Raw genomic sequence first — 17,442 nt, forward strand, 5'->3', positions numbered from 1 at the left:
TCACACGCACAGCGCGATCCAGAGTTCGGCGCGCACGGCGGGGTCGTCGAGGTTTCGCCCGAGCAACTCGCTCACCCGCTTCATGCGGTAGCGCAGCGTGTGCCGGTGCACGCCGAGACGCTGCGCGGCGGCGTCCCAGTGCCCGTTGCTGGCCAGATAGGCACGCAGCGACTCGACGAGGTCGGCGCGGGAGCCGTACTCGCGGAGCGGCGCGAGGATCGCGGCGGCGAACGACGCCGCGGCGGCCGGATCCAACAGCGACAGCAGTCCCTGGCCCGCGAGTTCGGTGAAGCGTGCCACCGGTGCGGCCGAGGCGAGCGCCCGCCGGGCCTGGTCCAGCCCGACGGCGAGGTCCAGCCGGGGCCCGCCGCCCGCGAGAACGCCGCCCGCGGCGTCGGCTCCCTCGCCGGCCGGGCCCGTCTCCGCTCCATGTCCCGAGGAGCCGCGTCCCGAGGACAGGTCCACTCCGGGCGCGCCGACGCCGACCCGGCCGTACCGCACGGCCAGCGCGACGACCTCCTCCGCGTACGCGTCCGGAGCCGCCACGACGAGCAGGTCCTCCCAGGGAGCGGTGAGGCAGGCGGGCGCCGCGCCGCCCAGCGCCTCGGTCAGCGCGTCCGGATCGGAGGTCTGGCAGACCAGGACCGTGACCGGCTCGGCGGGCAGCCGTATGCCGAGGGCCGCCAGCGTCCGCGCCGCGGCGCCGGTCTCCCCGGCCAGCAGCAGCCGCAGCACCGCGGCGCGCACCTGCGCCGCGGCGGCGCGCTGCTCCCTGCCCTGTTCCAGCGCGAGCGTCAGCAGGGACCCGGCCGCGTTGACGACCGTGTGCGCGATGGGCGAGAACGGCCGCGGGGAACCCACGGCGAAGAACCCCCGGCGGCCCAGCGGCTGGACGACGACGTGCTCGTGCGGAGTGGCCAGCGCGAGGCTCGCCGGGGACGGCGCGCTCCGCAGCCGGGCGATCTCGGGCTCCAGCGACCGGGCCGTCTCCCGCGCCCAGTCCTCCACCGGGCCGTCCCGCGTCCCCCGGGGGGCGGCCCCGTGCTCGCCGGCGTGACGCGCCGTCGCTTCGTCCTCCCCGGCCCCGCGTGCGCCGGGTCCGTACGCACCGGATGCCCGGTGGCCGGTCGCGTCCGCGGCGTGCCGGACCGCGCCGGAGGGGTCGAGCAGCAGCGCCCAGCCGCCGATCTCCCTGGCCAGCCGGTCCACCACCGCCACCGGTCCCCGGCGCCGCAGGGCCGCCCGGGTCAGCCTGCCCTGCGCGGCGAAGGCGCGGCTGATCTCCTCGTACTGCTCCCCCGCCAGCAGGTCGCTGACGGCCTTGCCGATCGCGATGAACGGGGTGTCTCTCGGCACCTCGACCAGTGGCAGCCCGGCGACCTCGGCCGCGTCGGCGAACTCCGGCGGGACGACGTCGTGGCTCAGCCCCACGCCGAACCCCAGCCCCGCGACGCCCCGGGCAACGAGCCGGGAGACGTACGGGCCGGCGTCGGCGCCGGACAGGCGCATGCCGGTGGTGAGCACGAGTTCCCCGCCCTCAAGGAACGGGGTGGGGTCCTCCAGCTCGCTCACGGCGACCCATCGCACGGGGCGGTCGAGCTCGCTCCTCCCGGCGAGAACCTCCAGGTGGAGCGGTACGATCGCCGTGACCCGGCGCAGCGTGGGTGCCACGGCCCCCTCTCCCCCGGTTCGCCGGCTTGTGCGCACCGGCTAAAAGTGCGCCTACATTCTGACATAGCGGCATATCGGCAGGTGGCAGTGGTAGCCGTAGCGTCTCAGATATGAGCACTGCGACCACGCACGGCGGCCCGCAGCTCCCCCAGGAGCGCCGCCTCGTCACCGAGATCCCCGGCCCCCGGTCCCGCGAGCTGTTCGCGCGCAAGCAGTCGGCCGTGCCTCCGGGCATCGGCACCACGCTGCCCGTCTTCGTGACCCACGCGGGCGGCGGCGTGATCGTCGACGCGGACGGCAACTCGCTGATCGACTTCGGCTCCGGCATCGCCGTGACCAACGTCGGCAACGCCGCCCCCCGGGTCGTCGAACGCGTACAGAAGCAGGTCGCCGACTTCACCCACACCTGCTTCATGGTCGCGCCGTACGAGTCGTACGTGGCGGTCTGCGAGAAGCTCAACGACCTGACCCCCGGCGACCACGAGAAGCGCACGTTCCTCGTGAACAGCGGCGCGGAGGCCGTCGAGAACGCGGTCAAGGTCGCCAGGCACGCCACCGGGCGGCAGGCGGTCGTCGTGTTCGACCACGGCTACCACGGCCGCACGCTGCTCACGATGTCGCTGACGGCCAAGAGCATGCCGTACAAGCACGGATTCGGCCCGTTCGCGCCTGAGGTGTACCGGGTGCCGCTCGCCTACCCGTTCCGCTGGCCCACCGGGCCGGAGAACTGCGCCGAGGAGGCCGCGGCGCAGGCGATCGACATGATCAACAAGCAGGTCGGCGCGGAGAACGTCGCGGCGGTGCTCATCGAGCCGATCGCGGGCGAGGGCGGGTTCATCGAGCCGGCGCGCGGGTTCCTGCCGAAGATCGTGGAGTACTGCCGGGCCAACGGCATCGTCTTCATCGCCGACGAGGTCCAGACGGGCTTCGCCCGGACCGGCCACCTGTTCGCCTGCGAGGACGAGGGGGTCGTCCCGGACATCATCTGCACCGCCAAGGGCATCGCCGGCGGTCTCCCGCTGGCGGCCGTGACCGGCAGGGCCGACCTGCTCGACCACGTCCACACGGGCGGGCTCGGCGGCACGTACGGCGGCAACCCCCTCGCCTGCGAGGCGGCCCTGGGCGTGCTGGAGACCATCGAGGAGGAGAAGCTCGTCGAGCGGGCCCGGCACATCGGCGAGATCATGCTGCCCCGTCTCCGGGCCCTCCAGGAGCGCAACCCGATCATCGGCGACGTGCGGGGGCGCGGAGCGATGATCGCGATCGAACTCGTGGTGCCGGGGACCAAGGAGCCCTACCCGGCCGGCGAGATCGCGCGCAGGTGCCATGAGCAGGGGCTTCTCGCGCTCACCGCCGGAACCTACGGCAATGTGCTGCGCTTCCTGCCGCCGCTGGTCATACCCGACCACCTGCTGGAGGAGGGCCTGTCCATCCTGGAGAAGGCCCTCAACATCGATTAGACCGTTTCAAACGGATCAAAAGGGGCACCCGTTATCTTCCAGGGTGTCCCTTTTGATGTCGTACGGCTTGCGTTATGCCGCGATTTAACCATCGCTTGGCCCGACTCGCGCCGATCACGAAGGGTAACCGCGTTATAACGGTTCCGATAGGCGATCGAGGGGGGACTTTGATGAGCTGGAACCCGAACGGCGCCGAGCGGCTCATGCTGACGTTCGACCCTGCCGGTCTGACCACAACGCAGCGCGACGGCGACGCCTGTGTCGTCTGCCACAAGAAGTGGCCCCGCCCCCGGGTCAAGGTGGGCATGCTGCCCGACAACGCCCCCGTACACGCCTGCGACGACTGCGCCGAGGCCCTGCTGCCCGCGCCCGAGGGAAAGGTGCCGCTGCCCCGCCGCTCCCGCGCGGCCATGTCCTGAGGCGTCAGCGGCTCCCGTCCGGCCCGACGTTGATGTTCTGGTCGAACAGGTTCGCGGGGTCGTACAGGCGCTTGACGGCGGTGAGCCGCTCGTAGGTGCCGGCCGGGTAGACGGCGGCCACGTCGTCCTTCGACGGCTCGCTCAGGAAGTTGCCGTACGCCCCGCCGGTGTGGGGAGCGAGGCCGCGCCACAGGGCTTCGAGCTTCTCCCGGACCGGCGCGTGCTCCGCCTGGCCGCCCAGCACGACCGTGGTCAGCAGGACCTCGGCGTCCCGGTGGGCGAAGGCGGTGGCACCGGCCGGCACGCGGCCCATCGCCCCGCCGAGTGCCCGCAACTCCACCACCGTCATCGGGATGTCGCCCGCACGCGACACGAGCGTGTCGATCAGCTCGTCGGTGCAGGACCGGGCGAACCGGTTGCGCAGCACCGCGTGCCAGGCCGGCCGCGGTCCCGGCGGGGTCTCCACCAGCAGGTCCCCGTACGGCTTGACCTCGACGTCCGCACTGAGGGCGTCGCCGAGCCGGGTCAGCGGCTCCACCGCGTCGTGGTCACCGCCGGCCTGGCAGGCAGTGATCACGACCGTGGGCGGGACGTCGCCGCCGGACGCGGGAGACAGGTGCGCGGTGGACGTGAGCTCGTCACCCGCAGCCCGCATGACGTCGCGCCAGCCCCTGAGCACCCGAGCCGCCTGGCTCGCCGGATAGACGACCCTGGCGAAGGTCACCTCCCGCTCGCGCGTGGCGGCGACCTCGAACGTGGTCACCACGCCGAAGTTGCCACCGCCGCCCCGGATCGCCCAGAACAGGTCGGGGTGCTCCGTCGCGCTCGCCCGGACGATCCGGCCGTCGGCGGTCACCACTTCGGCGGCGACGAGATGGTCCAGGGCCAGGCCGTGCTTGCGCACCATCCACCCGATGCCGCCGCCGAGCATCAGCCCGCCGACGCCCACCGCCGCGGTGTCTCCCGAGGAGACGGCCAGCCCGTACGGCGCGAGCGCGCGGGCCACCTCGCCCCACCGCGCGCCGGCGCCGATCCGCACGATGTCGTCCAGGCCGCCGAACACCTCCACCCCGTTGATGGGCGCCAGGTCGATCACCAGGCCGCCGTCGTTGGTGGCGAACCCCGCCCCGTGGTGCCCGCCGCTGCGCACCGACAGCGTCAGGCCCTCCTCCGCCGCGAACCTGACGGCCTGCGCGACCTCCTCCGCGTCGCGGCAGCGCACGATGTACGCGGGGCTGCCGGTGCCACCGGAGGTCCGGCACAGGTTCTCGTACGCCTCGTCTTCGGGCCGCACGATCTCGCCGGTGAGGGAGGGAGCATATGCGAGCGTCATCGTCGTGTCCTTTTCGTCTCGGTGGGACCGCCATGGGCGGCACTCACTGAGGAGCCGGAGCGGAGCTCGCGCCCCCGACATCCACACGCCGATTCTTTCTCCCGCCACCGACAAAACCGGGGCCCCACGAAGCCCCCCGCCCGGATCACCGAACCAGGCACCCGGGCCTAAGCGTCCCTCTCCGACCGCTCCGCAGCGGCCTCGGCTTCGTCAGTCCTGCATCGACGCAGCTGGAACCTCAGAAGGTTCAAGGACCGAGGCCGAGGGTGAGCCCGGCATCGTGGACGGGCTGGGTATCGGCATGTCCCTGGTCGTGACGTAGACCTCGATTGGAGCAGCGCTTTTCAAAGGGGCTCCCGGCGCCGGAGCCTGGCCGACGACAACCCACTCCGCCGGATTCCCGACCTCAGCGCCGGTCAAGGACTTGATCTCCAGGTCGAACCCCAGGTCGGCAATGGTGGTTCTGGCCGTCTCCGCGTCCTGATACCAGAGCCTCGGCATTTCGGGGAGAACGGCCGGGTGAGAGGGGCCGCCCGACGCGAGCAGGTTCGTCATAGCGACGACCGCCAGCAGGGCGGTGAGCCCGCACAATATCCACGCCGCCCAGGACCGGCGAAAGATCAGGAGAGCGGCGAAATCAAGCAGGAGCCCGAAAACGGCGAACAGCGACATTCCCAGGCCCTCGTCGTCCGGACGCCCAGGAGTGACCCTGTGGTCGATACTCACACCGAAGACCAACAGCGTCAGCAGCGTGCCCGACCCATACGCGCAAGAGAAGAAGAAGAAGAGGTAGTACCAGAAGTACGGAGACCTTGAGGTCATCGAACACGTCTTCCTGCCATGGGGCGACGTCAGGGCACGATGCGGGACCAGTGGTCGACCCACTTGTCGTACGCCTCGGGGCGCACCGCGAAGTAGACGTCCTTGAAGGCGCCCGGTTCTCCGACCTCGTAGTCGGCGCAGATCCGGCGGGCCGCGCCGGTGCAGGCCTCGGGGTTGGCCGGGGCGAGGCCCATCCAGGCCGACACCTTCCGCTGCACGTCGGCTGAGGCGGTGAAGTCGAGCCACTTGTACGCGCACGAGGGGTGGGGGGCCTGCGCCGACAGCATCCAGGCGTCGGCCCAGCCGGTCACCGGCCGGTCCCCCGCCACCTTGACGGGCTTGTGCCCGTGGCTGAGCACGTCCGCGTGGTACGGCGTCGCCTGCGCGAGCCGTACGGACCCCGTCGCGAAGGCCTGGACGACCTGGATGGGGTCACGCCAGAAGAGCCGGCTGCCCGCCTCGCCCGCGCGGAACAGGTCGGTGGCGGCGTCGAGCTGGTCGTCGGTGAGGTCGAAGGGGTCCTCGATGTCCGCGCCGCGCGCCTTGAGCACCAGCGCGGCGTCCGCCAGCGACAGCGGGCGGTCGCGGAGCAGCACCGGCCCCTTGTCCTCGAACAACGACTCCGGCCCGGCCGAACGGACCTTGCCGGAGTCGTAGAGGACCTCGTTGGTCGCCCAGACGTACGGCACGCCGTACACCTGCTCGCCCCGGGTCACCGACGGCAGCGTGCGCAGCCGCTTGGGGATCTTGTCGTAGCCGGTGAGCAGGGCGGTGTTCAGCGGGGCGGCCCTGCCCTCCGCCATCAGCCTGCCGCCCACCTCCGGCGTCGCGGAGACCACGTCGAACGACGACGGCGCGAAGTCGCCCGGCTTCTCCTCCTGGCGGGGGTCGTAGAACCGGAGGCTGACCTTGCAGCCCGTCTCCTTCTCGAACGTGCCGACCCACTTCACCTTGGGATCGACGCCGCCCCACTCGGCGTACCCGTCGAGCGCGACCACGCTGACCGTTCCCTCGCCCGGCCCGAGCGAGGCCGCGGGTGTCGGCGTGGGTGGGGCGGCCGGCGCGGACGGGCCGGGGCCGGTGGAGGCCGTCGTCGACGCGGCCGCCTCCGAGGCGCCCGGCGTGACCGTCTCCGTCCCCGGCGCGGAACGGCTGCCGCAGGCGGCGAGCAGCGCGGCGGACACCACCGCCACGGCCACATGTGTACGGCGCACGCACGACCCCCAGGGAAGAGACGGACGTCCCGAGCCTACTGGCCCGGCACCCCGGAGGCGGCCCCGTGCCCGGTCCGGCGGACGCGCCGCCGGACCGGGCACGGCCGGCCGGACGGTCTCAGCCGTTGGTGGGGAATCCCAGGTTCACGCCGCCGTGGGAGGGGTCGAGCCACCGGGAGGTGACGACCTTGCCCCGCGTGTAGAAGTGGACCCCCTCGGCGCCGTGCACGTGGGTGTCGCCGAACAGCGAGGCCTTCCAGCCGCCGAAGCTGTAGAACGCCATCGGCACCGGGATCGGCACGTTGATGCCGACCATGCCGACCTCGACCTCGTTCTGGAAGCGCCGGGCCGCGCCGCCGTCGTTGGTGAAGATCGCGGTGCCGTTGCCGTACTCGCCGGTGTTGATCAGCTCCAGGCCCTCCTCGTACGAGCGGACCCGCACGATCGACAGCACCGGGCCGAAGATCTCCTCGCGGTGGACGCGGGAGTTCGGCGGCACGTGGTCGAGCACGGTGGGGCCCAGCCAGAAGCCGTCGCCCCGGCCGCCCCGCACCGGCGTCTCCCGGCCGTCGACCACGAGCTTGGCCCCCTCCTCGACGCCGAGGTCGAGGTAGGACTCCACCTTGTCGCGGTGCGCCGCGGTGACCAGCGGGCCCATCTGCGACTCGGGGTCGTCGCCCGGGCCGACGGTCAGGTCGCGCACCCGCGACACGATCTTCTCGACCAGGTCGTCGCCGACCGGGTCGACGGCGAGCACCACGGAGATCGCCATGCACCGCTCCCCCGCCGAGCCGAAGCCCGCCGAGACGGCCGAGTCGGCGACCAGGTCGAGGTCGGCGTCGGGCAGCACGAGCATGTGGTTCTTGGCGCCGCCGAGGGCCTGCACCCGCTTGCCGTGGGCCGTGCCGGTCTCGTACACGTACCGGGCGATCGGCGTGGAACCGACGAACGACACCGCCCGTACGGCCGGGTGCTCCAGCAGCCGGTCGACCGCGACCTTGTCTCCCTGGACGACGTTGAACACGCCGTCCGGCAGCCCCGCCCGCCGCCACAGCTCGGCGATGAGCAGCGACGCCGAGGGGTCGCGCTCGGAGGGCTTGAGCACGAACGTGTTCCCGCAGGCGATGGCCACCGGGAACATCCACATCGGCACCATCGCCGGGAAGTTGAACGGCGTGATCCCCGCGACCACACCGAGCGGCTGACGGATCGAGTAGGAGTCGACGCGGGTGGAGACGTTCTCCGAGTAGCCGCCCTTGAGCAGGTGGGGGATGCCGCAGGCGAACTCCACGACCTCCAGGCCGCGGGCCACCTCGCCCAGCGCGTCGGAGTGGACCTTGCCGTGCTCGGCGGTGATCAGCGCGGCCAGCTCGTCGCGGTGCGCGTCCATCAGCTCGCGGAACCGGAACAGCACCTGCGTGCGCCTGACCAGCGAGGCGTCCCGCCAGGCGGGGAAGGCGCGCGCGGCCGCGTCCACGGCCGCGTCGACCTCGCCGGCCGAGGCGAGCGACACCCGGCCGCTCACCTCGCCCGTCGCCGGATCGAACAGCTCGGCCGTACGGTCACCCCCGGTCGAGTGGTTGCCGTCGATCCAGTGGTTAACGTGCTTCATCGTCGACGGTCTCCAGAGCGGTGACGAGGATGCCGAGGCCCTCGCGGGCCTCGTCCTCGGTGAGGGTGAGCGGTGGAGCCATGCGCAGCGTGCTCCCGTACAGGCCGCCCTTGCCGGCGAGCAGGCCGAGCTTCTTGGTCTCCTCCATGAAGCGGGCGGCCAGCGCGGGGGCCGGCGCTCCGGTGGCGGGGTCGACCAGGTCGACGGCGAACATCAGGCCGCGGCCCCGGACGTCGCCCACGACGGGCAGCCGCCCGGCCGCCTCGCGCAGTCCGGAGATCAGGATGTCCCCGGTGCGCGCCGCGTTGGCCTGCAGATCGTGGTCGAGCACGTAGTCGAGCGTCGCGTTGGCCGCCGCCATCGAGATCGGGTTGCCGCCGAAGGTCGACAGGCCGATGGCGTGCGGGCCGTCCATGAGGTCGCCGCGCGCCACGATGCCGCCGACGGCGAAGCCGTTGCCGAGCCCCTTGGCGAAGGTCATCATGTCCGGCGTCACGCCGTGGTTCTGGATGCCGAAGAACGCCGAGCCCGTACGGCCCCAGCCCGTCTGCACCTCGTCGCTGACGAACAGGATGCCCTCCTCGTCGAGGACCTCCTTGTACGCGGCGAACAGCCCGTCGGGGGCCGCGGTGAAGCCGCCCACGCCCTGGATGGGCTCGGCGATCAGCGCGGCGACGTTCCCGGTGACGGCGGTGGCGAGCACGTGGCGCAGGTCGTCCACGCAGGCGGCGATGTAGTCGGCGTCGGACATGCCGCGGAACTGCGTGAGGTGGCGGTCGGCGCCGTGCAGGAAGTGCACGTTGAGCGGCGACAGCGAGTTGTTCTTCCAGGCGCGGTTGGAGGTGACGCTGATCGCGCCGAACGACCGGCCGTGGTAGCTCTGCCGCATCGCGAGCACCTGGTCGGTGCCCCGGGCGTAGGTGGCCAGCAGCAGTGCCGTCTCGTTGGCCTCGGTGCCGGAGTTGGTGAAGAAGACCTTGGCGTCCGGGATGCCCGACAGGCGGGCGATCTTCTCGGCCAGCTCGACCTGGGTGCGGAGGAGGTACAGCGTCGAGGTGTGCACGACTCCGGTGGCGAGCTGGCGCTCGACGGCCTCCCGCACCTCGGGCACGTCATACCCGATCATGTTGGTCAGGATCCCGGCGAAGAAGTCGAGGTAGCTCTTCCCTTCCGCGTCGACGACCCGGTTGCCCTTGCCGCCGACGATCTCGATGGGCTCGTTGTAGTAGAGGGCCATCCAGTTGGGCATGACCGCGCGGTGGCGCGCGAGAAGGTCCGACATGTTCTGAGTATCCCGGCTGACGGGCGGAGGCTCACCCGTCAGCCTGTCGGGACAATCCGGCTTCCTCTTACACAGTGGCGGACGTCACCGGCTCCGCGCCGGCGGCGGGACCGACGGCCCTGCGGCGCAGGACCAGCAGCGCGACCAGGGCCGCCGCGAGCGAGCAGCCCGCTCCGACCCACGAGCCCGCCGACATCGCCGACACGAACGCCGCACGCCCGGCGGCGGCCACCGAGGGATCGCCCGACGTCACGGCGGCGCCGATCGACTCGCGCGCCGCCGGCGGGACCGACGCGGGCATGGCCGAGGTGTACGCCGCGGCGAGCACGCTGCCGAGCACCGCCACGCTCAGCGCCATGCCGACCTGCTGCACCGTGTCGTTGAGCGCCGAGCCGACCCCGGCGTGGTCGGGCGGCACCGCGCCCATCAACGTGGCGTACGCCGCCGGGCCGGCCAGTCCTCCGCCGACCCCCATGACCATCAGGCCGGCGATCATCGTGCCGTACCCGCCGGTGAGCGTGGACAGCAGCGCGAAGCCGGCGGCCATCACGACCAGGCCCACGACGATGAGCGTCCGGTTGCTCACCTTCTTGCCGAGCGCCGCGCCGAGGCCGTTGAAGAGCGCCGCCGCCACGACGTACGGCAGCAGCGCGAACCCGGCGGTCAGCGGGTCGTAGCCGAGGACGAACTGCAGATACTGCGTGAGCGCCAGCATCAACGCCCCCGCCCCGAACGACAGCAGCACGACGGAGAAGCACGCGCCGCTGAACGAGCGGTCGCGGAACAGGCCGAGCGGCAGCATGGGGTGGGGGGTGCGGCGCTCCCACAGCACGAACGCCGCCAGGGCGAGCACCGAGACCGCGACGACCACCGGGTCGAGGTGGCCGCCCGGCGCCGAGATGACGGCCCAGACGAGGCCGCCCATGCCCGTGACAGACAGGATCACGCCGAGCGGGTCCGCCCGCCGCGCCACGCCGTACGTCTCGGGCATGAGCGTGACGGCGGCGGCGATCGCCAGGATCGCGATCGGCACGTTGAGCAGGAAGACCGATCCCCAGTAGTAGTGCCGGAGCAGGAACCCGCCGAGCGTGGGACCGGCGACGACGCCGACCATGGCGACCGAGCTCCACACCGCGATGGCCTTGCGCCGCTCGCTCTCGTCAAAGACGGTGATCAGGATCGACAGGGTGGACGGCATGACGCACGAGCCGCCGACGCCCATGAGCGCGCGGGCCCCGACGAGCTGCCAGGGCTCGGTGGCCAGGGTGGCGGCCAGCGAGGCCCCGCCGAAGAACGCCAGGCCGATCACCAGCATCCGCCGCCTGCCGAACCGGTCGGACAGGCTGCCCGCGGTGAGCAGCAGCCCGGCGAAGACCAGGACGTACGCGTCGATGATCCACTGCACGTCCTGCGGGGTGGCGCCGAGGTCGCGCATGAGCGACGGGATCGCGAGGTTGAGCACGGTGTTGTCCACGACCAGAGTCAGCAGGCTCAGGCAGAGGACCCCGAGAATCCACCATCGGCGGGGATGGGACATGTACGTCTCCTCGTACAGTGTGCGAGTTGTCTCGCACACTGTACGACGGGACCGAACACCGTGCGAGCGAATATCGTGGTGTCGTGTCACCGAAGCCGTTCACCTCCGTCTGGACCCGTGAGCGCAGGGGAACGCGCGAGCAGGGCCTCAGCCGCGACCAGATCGTCCGCGCGGCCGTGGACCTGCTCGACGCCGAGGGCCTCGACGCGCTCAGCATGCGCAAACTGGGCGCGCGCCTGGGCGCGGGGGCGACCAGCCTCTACTGGCACGTGGCGAACAAGGACGAGCTGATCGAGCTGGTCATGGACGAGGTCTACGCCGCCGTCGTGCTGCCCGAGGACGCCGACTGGCGGGAGACCACGAGAGTCTTCGCGTACGCCATGCGGGGTGCGGTCTTCGCCCACCCCTGGAGCGCCCGCCTGATCGGGATGGTCCCCGCGCTCGGGCCGAACGCGCTCACCGTCTCCGACCGGCTGATGGGCGCGTTCGTGCGCGCGGGCTTCCACGGCATCGACGTGGACTACGCCTGCGCGGCCGTCGTGTCGTACACGCTGGGCGCCACGATTCCCGAGGTCGCCTTCCTCGGCGCGGTGGAGAGCTCCGGTCAGAGCGTCGCGGACCTGCAGGCCGCGGTCGAGCCGGTCCTGATGAGGGCGGTGGCCGACCGGCCCAACCTGCTGGAGCGCTATCGCAGCTACAACGCCATGGACGTCGACCCCCTTGTCGCCCGCCGGCTCGCCTTCGACTTCGGGCTGACCGCCCTGCTCGACGGACTGGACCGGAACAGGACGGGCGACTCCTGACACCGAGCCCGGCACACTGTCATGTTTCGGCGGGTCGCCCTTACATGATGATCAGGTAGCCTCGGACCATGCTCCCCACGGTCGCCGACGTGCTCGCCCTGGACACGGTGCGGCGCGGCAAGCCCCGGGTGGTGGCGGGCGGCGACCGGCTCGACACCCGGGTCCGCTGGGTGCATGTCGGTGAGGTCCACGACATCGCGCATCTGCTGCGCGGCGGTGAGCTCGTCCTCACGACCGGGGTGGCGCTGCCGGACGAACCCGGCAGCCTGGCCGACTACATCGGCGAACTGGCCGAGGTGGGCGCCTCGGGACTGGTCGTGGAGCTCGGCCGCCGGTTCGTCCGCGAGCTGCCGAGGGCGGTGGTCACGGCCGCGGAGGAACACGGGCTGCCGCTCGTCACGCTGGCCCGCGAGACGCCCTTCGTGCAGATCACCGAGTCGGTGCACGCGCGGATCATCGACAGCCAGCTCCAGGAGTTGCGGGCCTCCGAGCAGCTGCACGAGGTCTTCACCGAGCTGTCCGTCGAGGGCGCCTCCCCGGGGGAGGTGCTGAACCAGGTCGTCCGGTTCTCCGGCCGCCCGGCGCTGCTGGAGAACCTCGCCCACCAGGTGCTGGCCTGCGACGCCGCCGGAGGCGACACCGGCACCGTGCTGGCCAACTGGGAGGCCAGGTCGCGCGCGGTCATGCCGTCCGGGCGGACCGCCTACGACGCCGCCGCCGGATGGCTGGTGACCATGGTCGGGGCCCGGGGCCAGGACTGGGGACGGCTCATCCTGCTGTGCGACGGCCCGCCCGGCCCCCGCGACATCGTGCTCGCCGAACGCGCGGCGACCACCCTCGCGCTCGGCCGCCTGCTGGAGCGGCACCAGGAGTCCCTGGAGCGGCAGGCGCACGGCACGATACTCACCGGCATCCTCACCCACGCCTACGCCGATCCCGACGAGGCCGCCGCGCGGGCCCGCGCCGTCGGCGTCCCGCTCACCGGCCGCAGGCTGGTGAGCGCCGTCATCCGCCTGCCCTCCCCGGCCGGCCCGGTCCCGGCCGGCACAGTCGCGGCGGGCGCGGTCCCGGCCGGCACCGCGCTGGGCGAGCAGGCCAGGCTCGGCGAACTGGCCGAGGCCGGCGCCGCCGCCTGCCGCGAGGCCAAGCTGCCCGCGCTGGTGGGAGCGCTCGACCAGAGCAGCGTGGGGGTGCTGCTGCCGCTGCCGCCCCGTACGGCCGCCGAGACGGCGCTCGGCGTGCTGGCCGAGCGCCTGCGGGCCGGGTTCGTCACGCCGTTCGTGCTCGCGGCCGGCTCCGTCGTGGAATCGATCAAGGACGTACGGCGCAGCTTCCTGGAGGCCGAGCAGGTCGCCGAGGTCGCGGTGCGCCGGCCCGACGGACGGCCGTTCTACCGCCTGCCCGATCTGCGGCTGCGCGGGCTGCTGCACCTGCTGCGGGACGACGCGCGGCTCCAGACCTTCGCCGAACGCGAACTCGGCGCCCTGCTCGCCCACGACGCGCAGCGGCACGGCGACCTGACCCGCATCCTGCGCGTTTACCTCGACTCGGGCCGCAACAAAGCGGTGGCCGCCCAGAAGGCCCACCTGTCCCGGCCCGCCTTCTATGACCGGCTGCGGCGGCTGGAGCGCGTCCTCGACATCGACCTCGACGACGTCGAGTCGTGCCTGTCGCTGCACGTCGCGCTGCTGGCCCTGGAGACCTTCCGCCGCGAGAGCGGCTGAGCGCGATCCGGCCGCCACCGGCCCGGGCGGACGACCACTCATGGCGATGTCATAACCGGAACGTAGGTATGTCGACCCCGGTGTAAGAGTTCCTACCCGCTACCCTTCGCACACTCGCGATCACGCACCGAATCGTGCTTATCTCGAAGCGTGCCCACGATGAACGAACCCCGAATCAGCCCGGCCGTGGTGGTACGGGCCCTGTCCGCGCGTTTCCCCGGCTGGACCATCTGGTGGGGCCAGGCCACCACCCACTACTGGGGCATGTTCCGTCGCCCCGACGGACTGCTCGTCCACATCGAGGCCCGCTCCGCGCAGGAGTTCGTCCAGCGGGCCCGGGAGATGGACGCCCGCGCCTCCCGCGATCCCGCATAAGTCGCTGGGCGCGCAGTTTGTACGTTTGCGTTCCCCTAATCCGTTTTTCGCGCGTGCCGCCGACGGTGGCACGTCGCAATTTGATGCCCTTTGGCGCGTTCGCCTCCACAAGGGGTGTCAGTCTCGCCACGATGGTCCCGCAAGGATCACCAATGGGGAGAAACCGCATGAGACGCCGCCTGATCGCCGGGGCCGCAGCACTGGCCCTGACGACGACCACCCTTACGGCCCCGGCAGCCGCCGAACCCGTCGCCGGCCTGCCGACGACGAGCTTTCCGCTCGGCGCGCCCGGGATACCGAAGTCGGCGGCCAAGAGCCTCGGACCCGGCATCAGCTACTTCACGCTCCGGCACGGCTCCGCGAAGGACGGGTACACCGTCAGCGTCGTCGTGGCGGGCAAGGACTTCATGTCCGAGTCCAACGCGCAGGCCCAGGCGGACGCCGTACAGGTGGCGGGGTTCACTCCCACGGTGGTGAAGTTCACCCGGCCGGCCGTGGCCGACTTCCCCGCCGGCGACTACTACATGGTCCGCGTCGGCGGCTGGCCGCTCAGCCAGAAGGCCGAGGCCGCCAAGGTCGTCAAGCAGCTCAAGGACGCCGGCGTGAGCGCGAAGGTGGACTTCCAGGGCGACGACGGCTTCGTCACCACCGGCCCCTGGAGCGTACGGGTGATCGTGGTCGATCCCCGCACCTTCCGCGGCTCCTACCGGTCCTCGGTGGGCACGAGCGTCGCCAAGCGGGAGAAGGTTTCGGCGATGGCCACCGCCGCGAAGGCCGTGGCGGCGGTGAACGGCGGCTTCTTCGACATCCACACCCTCCCCGCCTTCCGCGGCGACCCCACCGGCATCTCGGTCGTGGGCGGGAAACTGCTCAGCGAGGCGGTCCCCGGCCGGGTCGGCCTGGTGCTGAAGGGCCGTACGGCCCGGGTCACCGAGTTGTCCTCCTCGGTGGTCGCCCGCGCGGCCGACGGGACGACCGTCCAGGTGGCCGGCCTCAACCGGGTGCCGCAGCCGGACGAGGTCGTCCTCTACACCGAGGAGCTCGGGCGGGAGACCCCGAAGGACGACGGCGTCGAGGCGGTCCTCGACGCGACCGGCAAGGTGCTTGCCGTCCGCGACACGGGCGGCAAGGTCACCCGTGGGATGCGGGTGCTGCACGGCGTCGGAGCGGGCGCCGACTGGCTGTCGGAGCACGTGACCGAGGGCACGACGGTCAGGATCACGACCCGGGTCACGGACCTGCGCACGAAGAGGGCCGTCCCGCTGACGCCGGAGACGAACATCATCGGCGGCGCCGTGGGCCTGGTCCGCGGGGGCCGGACGACGATCAACCCAGGCCGGGACGGCATGGCCAACACCAACATGATCCTGCGCCGCCACCCCCGGACGCTCGCCGGCGTCACCCGGAACGGCAAGCTCGTCATCGCGGTCGTGGACGGCCGCGACCCCGGCGGCACGATCGGCGCGTCGTTCTTCGAGGCGGCCGAGCTCATGCGCTGGCTCGGGGCGCGTGACGCGATCAACCTCGACGGCGGCGGCTCCAGCGCCATGGTCATCGGCAAGAAGGTGGTCAACCACCCGTCCGACGGCGTGGAGCGGGGAGTCGGCGACGCCCTGCTGATCGTCCCCGCGCCCTGAGCCGGGGACAAGCCCCTACGGCCGGCGCCCGGACAGGAGGCGGGTGACGGCGTCGTCGTCGCAGGTGTCCCAGAACGTCCCGACGGTGTCTTCGAGGTGGTCGAACGAGGCCGCCTCGAAGAGCACCTCCTGATACTTGGTGATGTCGTACTTGGTGGTGCCCATCACGGCGAGGTCGAGCGGGCGGATGTCCATCCCGCGGAACTCCTCGATCTCGCCGTACGAGCTGAGGATCCCCGCGCCGTACGCCTTGAGCTCGCCGTCCTCCCGCATGACGCCGAACTCCAGCGTGAACCAGAACACCTTGGAGACGAACTCCAGCGCCTCGGTGGTCTCCATCCGCCGCGCCGCCCGCCCGGCGGCCCGGTACAGCTCGGCGAACCGGGGCGAGGCCAAAGTGTTGGCGTGGCCGATCACCTCGTGGATGATGTCCGGCTCCGGCGTGTAGAAGGGCACCGAATGGTGCCGGATGTACTGCGTGGAGTGGAAGAGGCCGTCGGCCAGCACCCCGTAGAACTCACGGAGCGGCACCAGCCCGGCGGCGGGCAGGTAGCGGAATCCGGTGAGCGGATGGAGCAGGTCGCTGACCTCCTGAAGCTGCGGGATGCGGTGCTCGGGCAGCCCGAGCCGCTCCGCCCCGCGGAGGAACTCGCGCACCGCGTACTTGTGGTGCTTGACCGCCAGTTCCTTGCTGACGAGCGCCCACACGTGGTGCTCCTCGTCGGTGTACTCGGCGACGGGAATCGGGTCGCCGGGCGTGTGACCGAGCGCCAGCGCCGCGATCGCGTTGCGCCGTTCCCGGTAGACCAGGTCCGCGAACCCCGGGTGGCTGGTGGCCAGCTCGACGACGACGGAACCGTCATCCCTCGTCGCCACCGGAGCGAAATACTGCGCTTCCTCGAACATACTTCTATATGACAGCAACTCGCCCTACGAGTGGCAAGAGTGACCAGTCGCAGTAGGCGGATCGCCCAAAACTGATCGTTCACGGCTGATCACACTGGTCGATTCGCCCACTCCGGGCGTAGCCTCGGCACATGCTCGACGCGCTCGACAGCCGGCTGCTGACCACCATGCGAGCCCATCCCCGCATCGGGCTCACCGAACTGGCCCGCCTGCTCGGCGTGGCCCGGGGCACCGTGCAGGCACGCGTGGAGAAGCTGACCGCGCGCGGAGTGATCACGGACTTCGGCCCCGCCATCGCCACCGAGGAGATCGGTTATCCCATCCTCGCCTTCGCCTCCCTGCAGATCGCGCAGGGCCGGCTGACGGAGGCGGTGGAGACGCTGGCCGAGATCCCGGAGATCCTCGAGGTGTACGGCACGAGCGGCCAGGCCGATCTGCTGTGCCGCGTGGTCGCCCACAGCACGCCGCATCTACAGGAGATCATCGCCCGGATCCTGGCCTCCCCCGCGGTCCGGCGGACGGACACGACGATCGCCCTGTCGACCCAGATCCCCTATCGCGTCGAGCCTCTGCTGAAGGCCGCGGTCACGCCGGCCGCACCGTGACGGCCCGCGTTTGGGCACAAAAAAGGGGGGGCCATCCCGACC

15 protein-coding genes are annotated in these 17,442 nt (G+C 71.7%); 7 read left to right on the forward strand and 8 right to left on the reverse strand.

All coding sequences use genetic code 11. The annotated features are described in order from the left end of the window. Entirely contained in the window at nucleotides 1-1,671 is a 1,671-nt protein-coding gene (locus Mam01_RS22140) for a PucR family transcriptional regulator (RefSeq protein ID WP_204287133.1), read from the reverse strand. 110 nt (nucleotides 1,672-1,781) lie between these two features. Between Mam01_RS22140 and gabT the strand changes: the two genes are divergently transcribed. Then, nucleotides 1,782-3,131: a 4-aminobutyrate--2-oxoglutarate transaminase gene (gene gabT, locus Mam01_RS22145; RefSeq protein WP_204287134.1), complete on the forward strand. Its 1,350-nt coding sequence runs from the start codon at nucleotides 1,782-1,784 to the stop codon at nucleotides 3,129-3,131. A gap of 170 nt (nucleotides 3,132-3,301) precedes the next feature. Then, nucleotides 3,302-3,550: a hypothetical protein gene (locus Mam01_RS22150; protein ID WP_111699306.1), complete on the forward strand. Its 249-nt coding sequence runs from the start codon at nucleotides 3,302-3,304 to the stop codon at nucleotides 3,548-3,550. A gap of 4 nt (nucleotides 3,551-3,554) precedes the next feature. Here Mam01_RS22150 and Mam01_RS22155 read toward each other — a convergent pair whose 3' ends face one another. From Mam01_RS22155 to Mam01_RS22180, 6 genes are all read right to left on the reverse strand, one after another. Beyond that, nucleotides 3,555-4,883 carry an FAD-binding oxidoreductase gene (locus Mam01_RS22155; protein ID WP_204287135.1) on the reverse strand — a complete coding sequence of 443 codons (1,329 nt, stop codon included), beginning with the start codon at nucleotides 4,881-4,883 and terminating at the stop codon, nucleotides 3,555-3,557. A gap of 210 nt (nucleotides 4,884-5,093) precedes the next feature. Then, on the reverse strand, nucleotides 5,094-5,705 hold the full coding sequence (locus Mam01_RS22160) for a PASTA domain-containing protein (protein ID WP_204287136.1): 612 nt from the start codon (nucleotides 5,703-5,705) through the stop codon (nucleotides 5,094-5,096). Between the two features lie 29 nt (nucleotides 5,706-5,734). Continuing rightward, a complete protein-coding gene (locus Mam01_RS22165) occupies nucleotides 5,735-6,898 on the reverse strand; it encodes an extracellular solute-binding protein (protein ID WP_204287137.1) in 1,164 nt (387 codons plus the stop codon). A gap of 139 nt (nucleotides 6,899-7,037) precedes the next feature. Next, the gene (locus Mam01_RS22170) at nucleotides 7,038-8,531 is read right to left on the reverse strand and encodes a CoA-acylating methylmalonate-semialdehyde dehydrogenase (protein WP_204287138.1); all 1,494 of its coding nucleotides are present in this window, start codon (nucleotides 8,529-8,531) and stop codon (nucleotides 7,038-7,040) included. Next, nucleotides 8,518-9,813: an aspartate aminotransferase family protein gene (locus tag Mam01_RS22175; RefSeq protein ID WP_204287139.1), complete on the reverse strand. Its 1,296-nt coding sequence runs from the start codon at nucleotides 9,811-9,813 to the stop codon at nucleotides 8,518-8,520. Before Mam01_RS22175 ends, Mam01_RS22170 begins: the two co-directional genes overlap by 14 nt. 67 nt (nucleotides 9,814-9,880) lie before the next feature. After that, nucleotides 9,881-11,350: an MFS transporter gene (locus Mam01_RS22180; RefSeq protein WP_204287140.1), complete on the reverse strand. Its 1,470-nt coding sequence runs from the start codon at nucleotides 11,348-11,350 to the stop codon at nucleotides 9,881-9,883. Nucleotides 11,351-11,433: 83 nt separating this feature from the next. Between Mam01_RS22180 and Mam01_RS22185 the strand changes: the two genes are divergently transcribed. From Mam01_RS22185 to Mam01_RS22200, 4 genes are all read left to right on the forward strand, one after another. Then, the gene (locus Mam01_RS22185; protein ID WP_204287141.1) at nucleotides 11,434-12,153 is read left to right on the forward strand and encodes a TetR/AcrR family transcriptional regulator C-terminal domain-containing protein; all 720 of its coding nucleotides are present in this window, start codon (nucleotides 11,434-11,436) and stop codon (nucleotides 12,151-12,153) included. A gap of 68 nt (nucleotides 12,154-12,221) precedes the next feature. Continuing rightward, nucleotides 12,222-13,877 carry a PucR family transcriptional regulator gene (locus Mam01_RS22190; protein WP_204287142.1) on the forward strand — a complete coding sequence of 552 codons (1,656 nt, stop codon included), beginning with the start codon at nucleotides 12,222-12,224 and terminating at the stop codon, nucleotides 13,875-13,877. Nucleotides 13,878-14,036: 159 nt separating this feature from the next. Next, nucleotides 14,037-14,252 (forward strand): hypothetical protein, encoded by a 216-nt coding sequence (locus tag Mam01_RS22195; protein WP_150940649.1) that lies wholly within the window; start codon nucleotides 14,037-14,039, stop codon nucleotides 14,250-14,252. Nucleotides 14,253-14,419: 167 nt separating this feature from the next. Next, complete coding sequence (locus Mam01_RS22200; protein WP_204287143.1) at nucleotides 14,420-15,889, forward strand: phosphodiester glycosidase family protein; 1,470 nt, start codon at nucleotides 14,420-14,422, stop codon at nucleotides 15,887-15,889. A gap of 15 nt (nucleotides 15,890-15,904) precedes the next feature. Here Mam01_RS22200 and Mam01_RS22205 read toward each other — a convergent pair whose 3' ends face one another. Further along, nucleotides 15,905-16,795 (reverse strand): phenylalanine 4-monooxygenase, encoded by an 891-nt coding sequence (locus Mam01_RS22205; protein ID WP_204287144.1) that lies wholly within the window; start codon nucleotides 16,793-16,795, stop codon nucleotides 15,905-15,907. Between the two features lie 131 nt (nucleotides 16,796-16,926). Between Mam01_RS22205 and Mam01_RS22210 the strand changes: the two genes are divergently transcribed. After that, nucleotides 16,927-17,400: an Lrp/AsnC family transcriptional regulator gene (locus Mam01_RS22210; RefSeq protein ID WP_204287145.1), complete on the forward strand. Its 474-nt coding sequence runs from the start codon at nucleotides 16,927-16,929 to the stop codon at nucleotides 17,398-17,400. Nucleotides 17,401-17,442 lie beyond the last annotated feature (42 nt).

Source organism: Microbispora amethystogenes (assembly GCF_016863015.1).
Classification (GTDB): Bacteria; Actinomycetota; Actinomycetes; order Streptosporangiales; family Streptosporangiaceae; genus Microbispora; species Microbispora amethystogenes.

What these genes read in the sequence shown, in the direction of transcription:
- Mam01_RS22150 (WP_111699306.1), top strand. Translation starts at nt 3,302, where the DNA reads ATGAGCTGGAACCCGAACGGCGCCGAGCGGCTCATGCTGACGTTCGAC.
- Mam01_RS22190 (WP_204287142.1), top strand. Translation starts at nt 12,222, where the DNA reads ATGCTCCCCACGGTCGCCGACGTGCTCGCCCTGGACACGGTGCGGCGC.
- Mam01_RS22200 (WP_204287143.1), top strand. Translation starts at nt 14,420, where the DNA reads ATGAGACGCCGCCTGATCGCCGGGGCCGCAGCACTGGCCCTGACGACG.
- gabT (WP_204287134.1), top strand. Translation starts at nt 1,782, where the DNA reads ATGAGCACTGCGACCACGCACGGCGGCCCGCAGCTCCCCCAGGAGCGC.
- Mam01_RS22205 (WP_204287144.1), bottom strand. Translation starts at nt 16,795, where the DNA reads ATGTTCGAGGAAGCGCAGTATTTCGCTCCGGTGGCGACGAGGGATGAC.
- Mam01_RS22155 (WP_204287135.1), bottom strand. Translation starts at nt 4,883, where the DNA reads ATGACGCTCGCATATGCTCCCTCCCTCACCGGCGAGATCGTGCGGCCC.
- Mam01_RS22180 (WP_204287140.1), bottom strand. Translation starts at nt 11,350, where the DNA reads ATGTCCCATCCCCGCCGATGGTGGATTCTCGGGGTCCTCTGCCTGAGC.
- Mam01_RS22160 (WP_204287136.1), bottom strand. Translation starts at nt 5,705, where the DNA reads ATGACCTCAAGGTCTCCGTACTTCTGGTACTACCTCTTCTTCTTCTTC.
- Mam01_RS22195 (WP_150940649.1), top strand. Translation starts at nt 14,037, where the DNA reads ATGAACGAACCCCGAATCAGCCCGGCCGTGGTGGTACGGGCCCTGTCC.
- Mam01_RS22170 (WP_204287138.1), bottom strand. Translation starts at nt 8,531, where the DNA reads ATGAAGCACGTTAACCACTGGATCGACGGCAACCACTCGACCGGGGGT.
- Mam01_RS22175 (WP_204287139.1), bottom strand. Translation starts at nt 9,813, where the DNA reads ATGTCGGACCTTCTCGCGCGCCACCGCGCGGTCATGCCCAACTGGATG.
- Mam01_RS22210 (WP_204287145.1), top strand. Translation starts at nt 16,927, where the DNA reads ATGCTCGACGCGCTCGACAGCCGGCTGCTGACCACCATGCGAGCCCAT.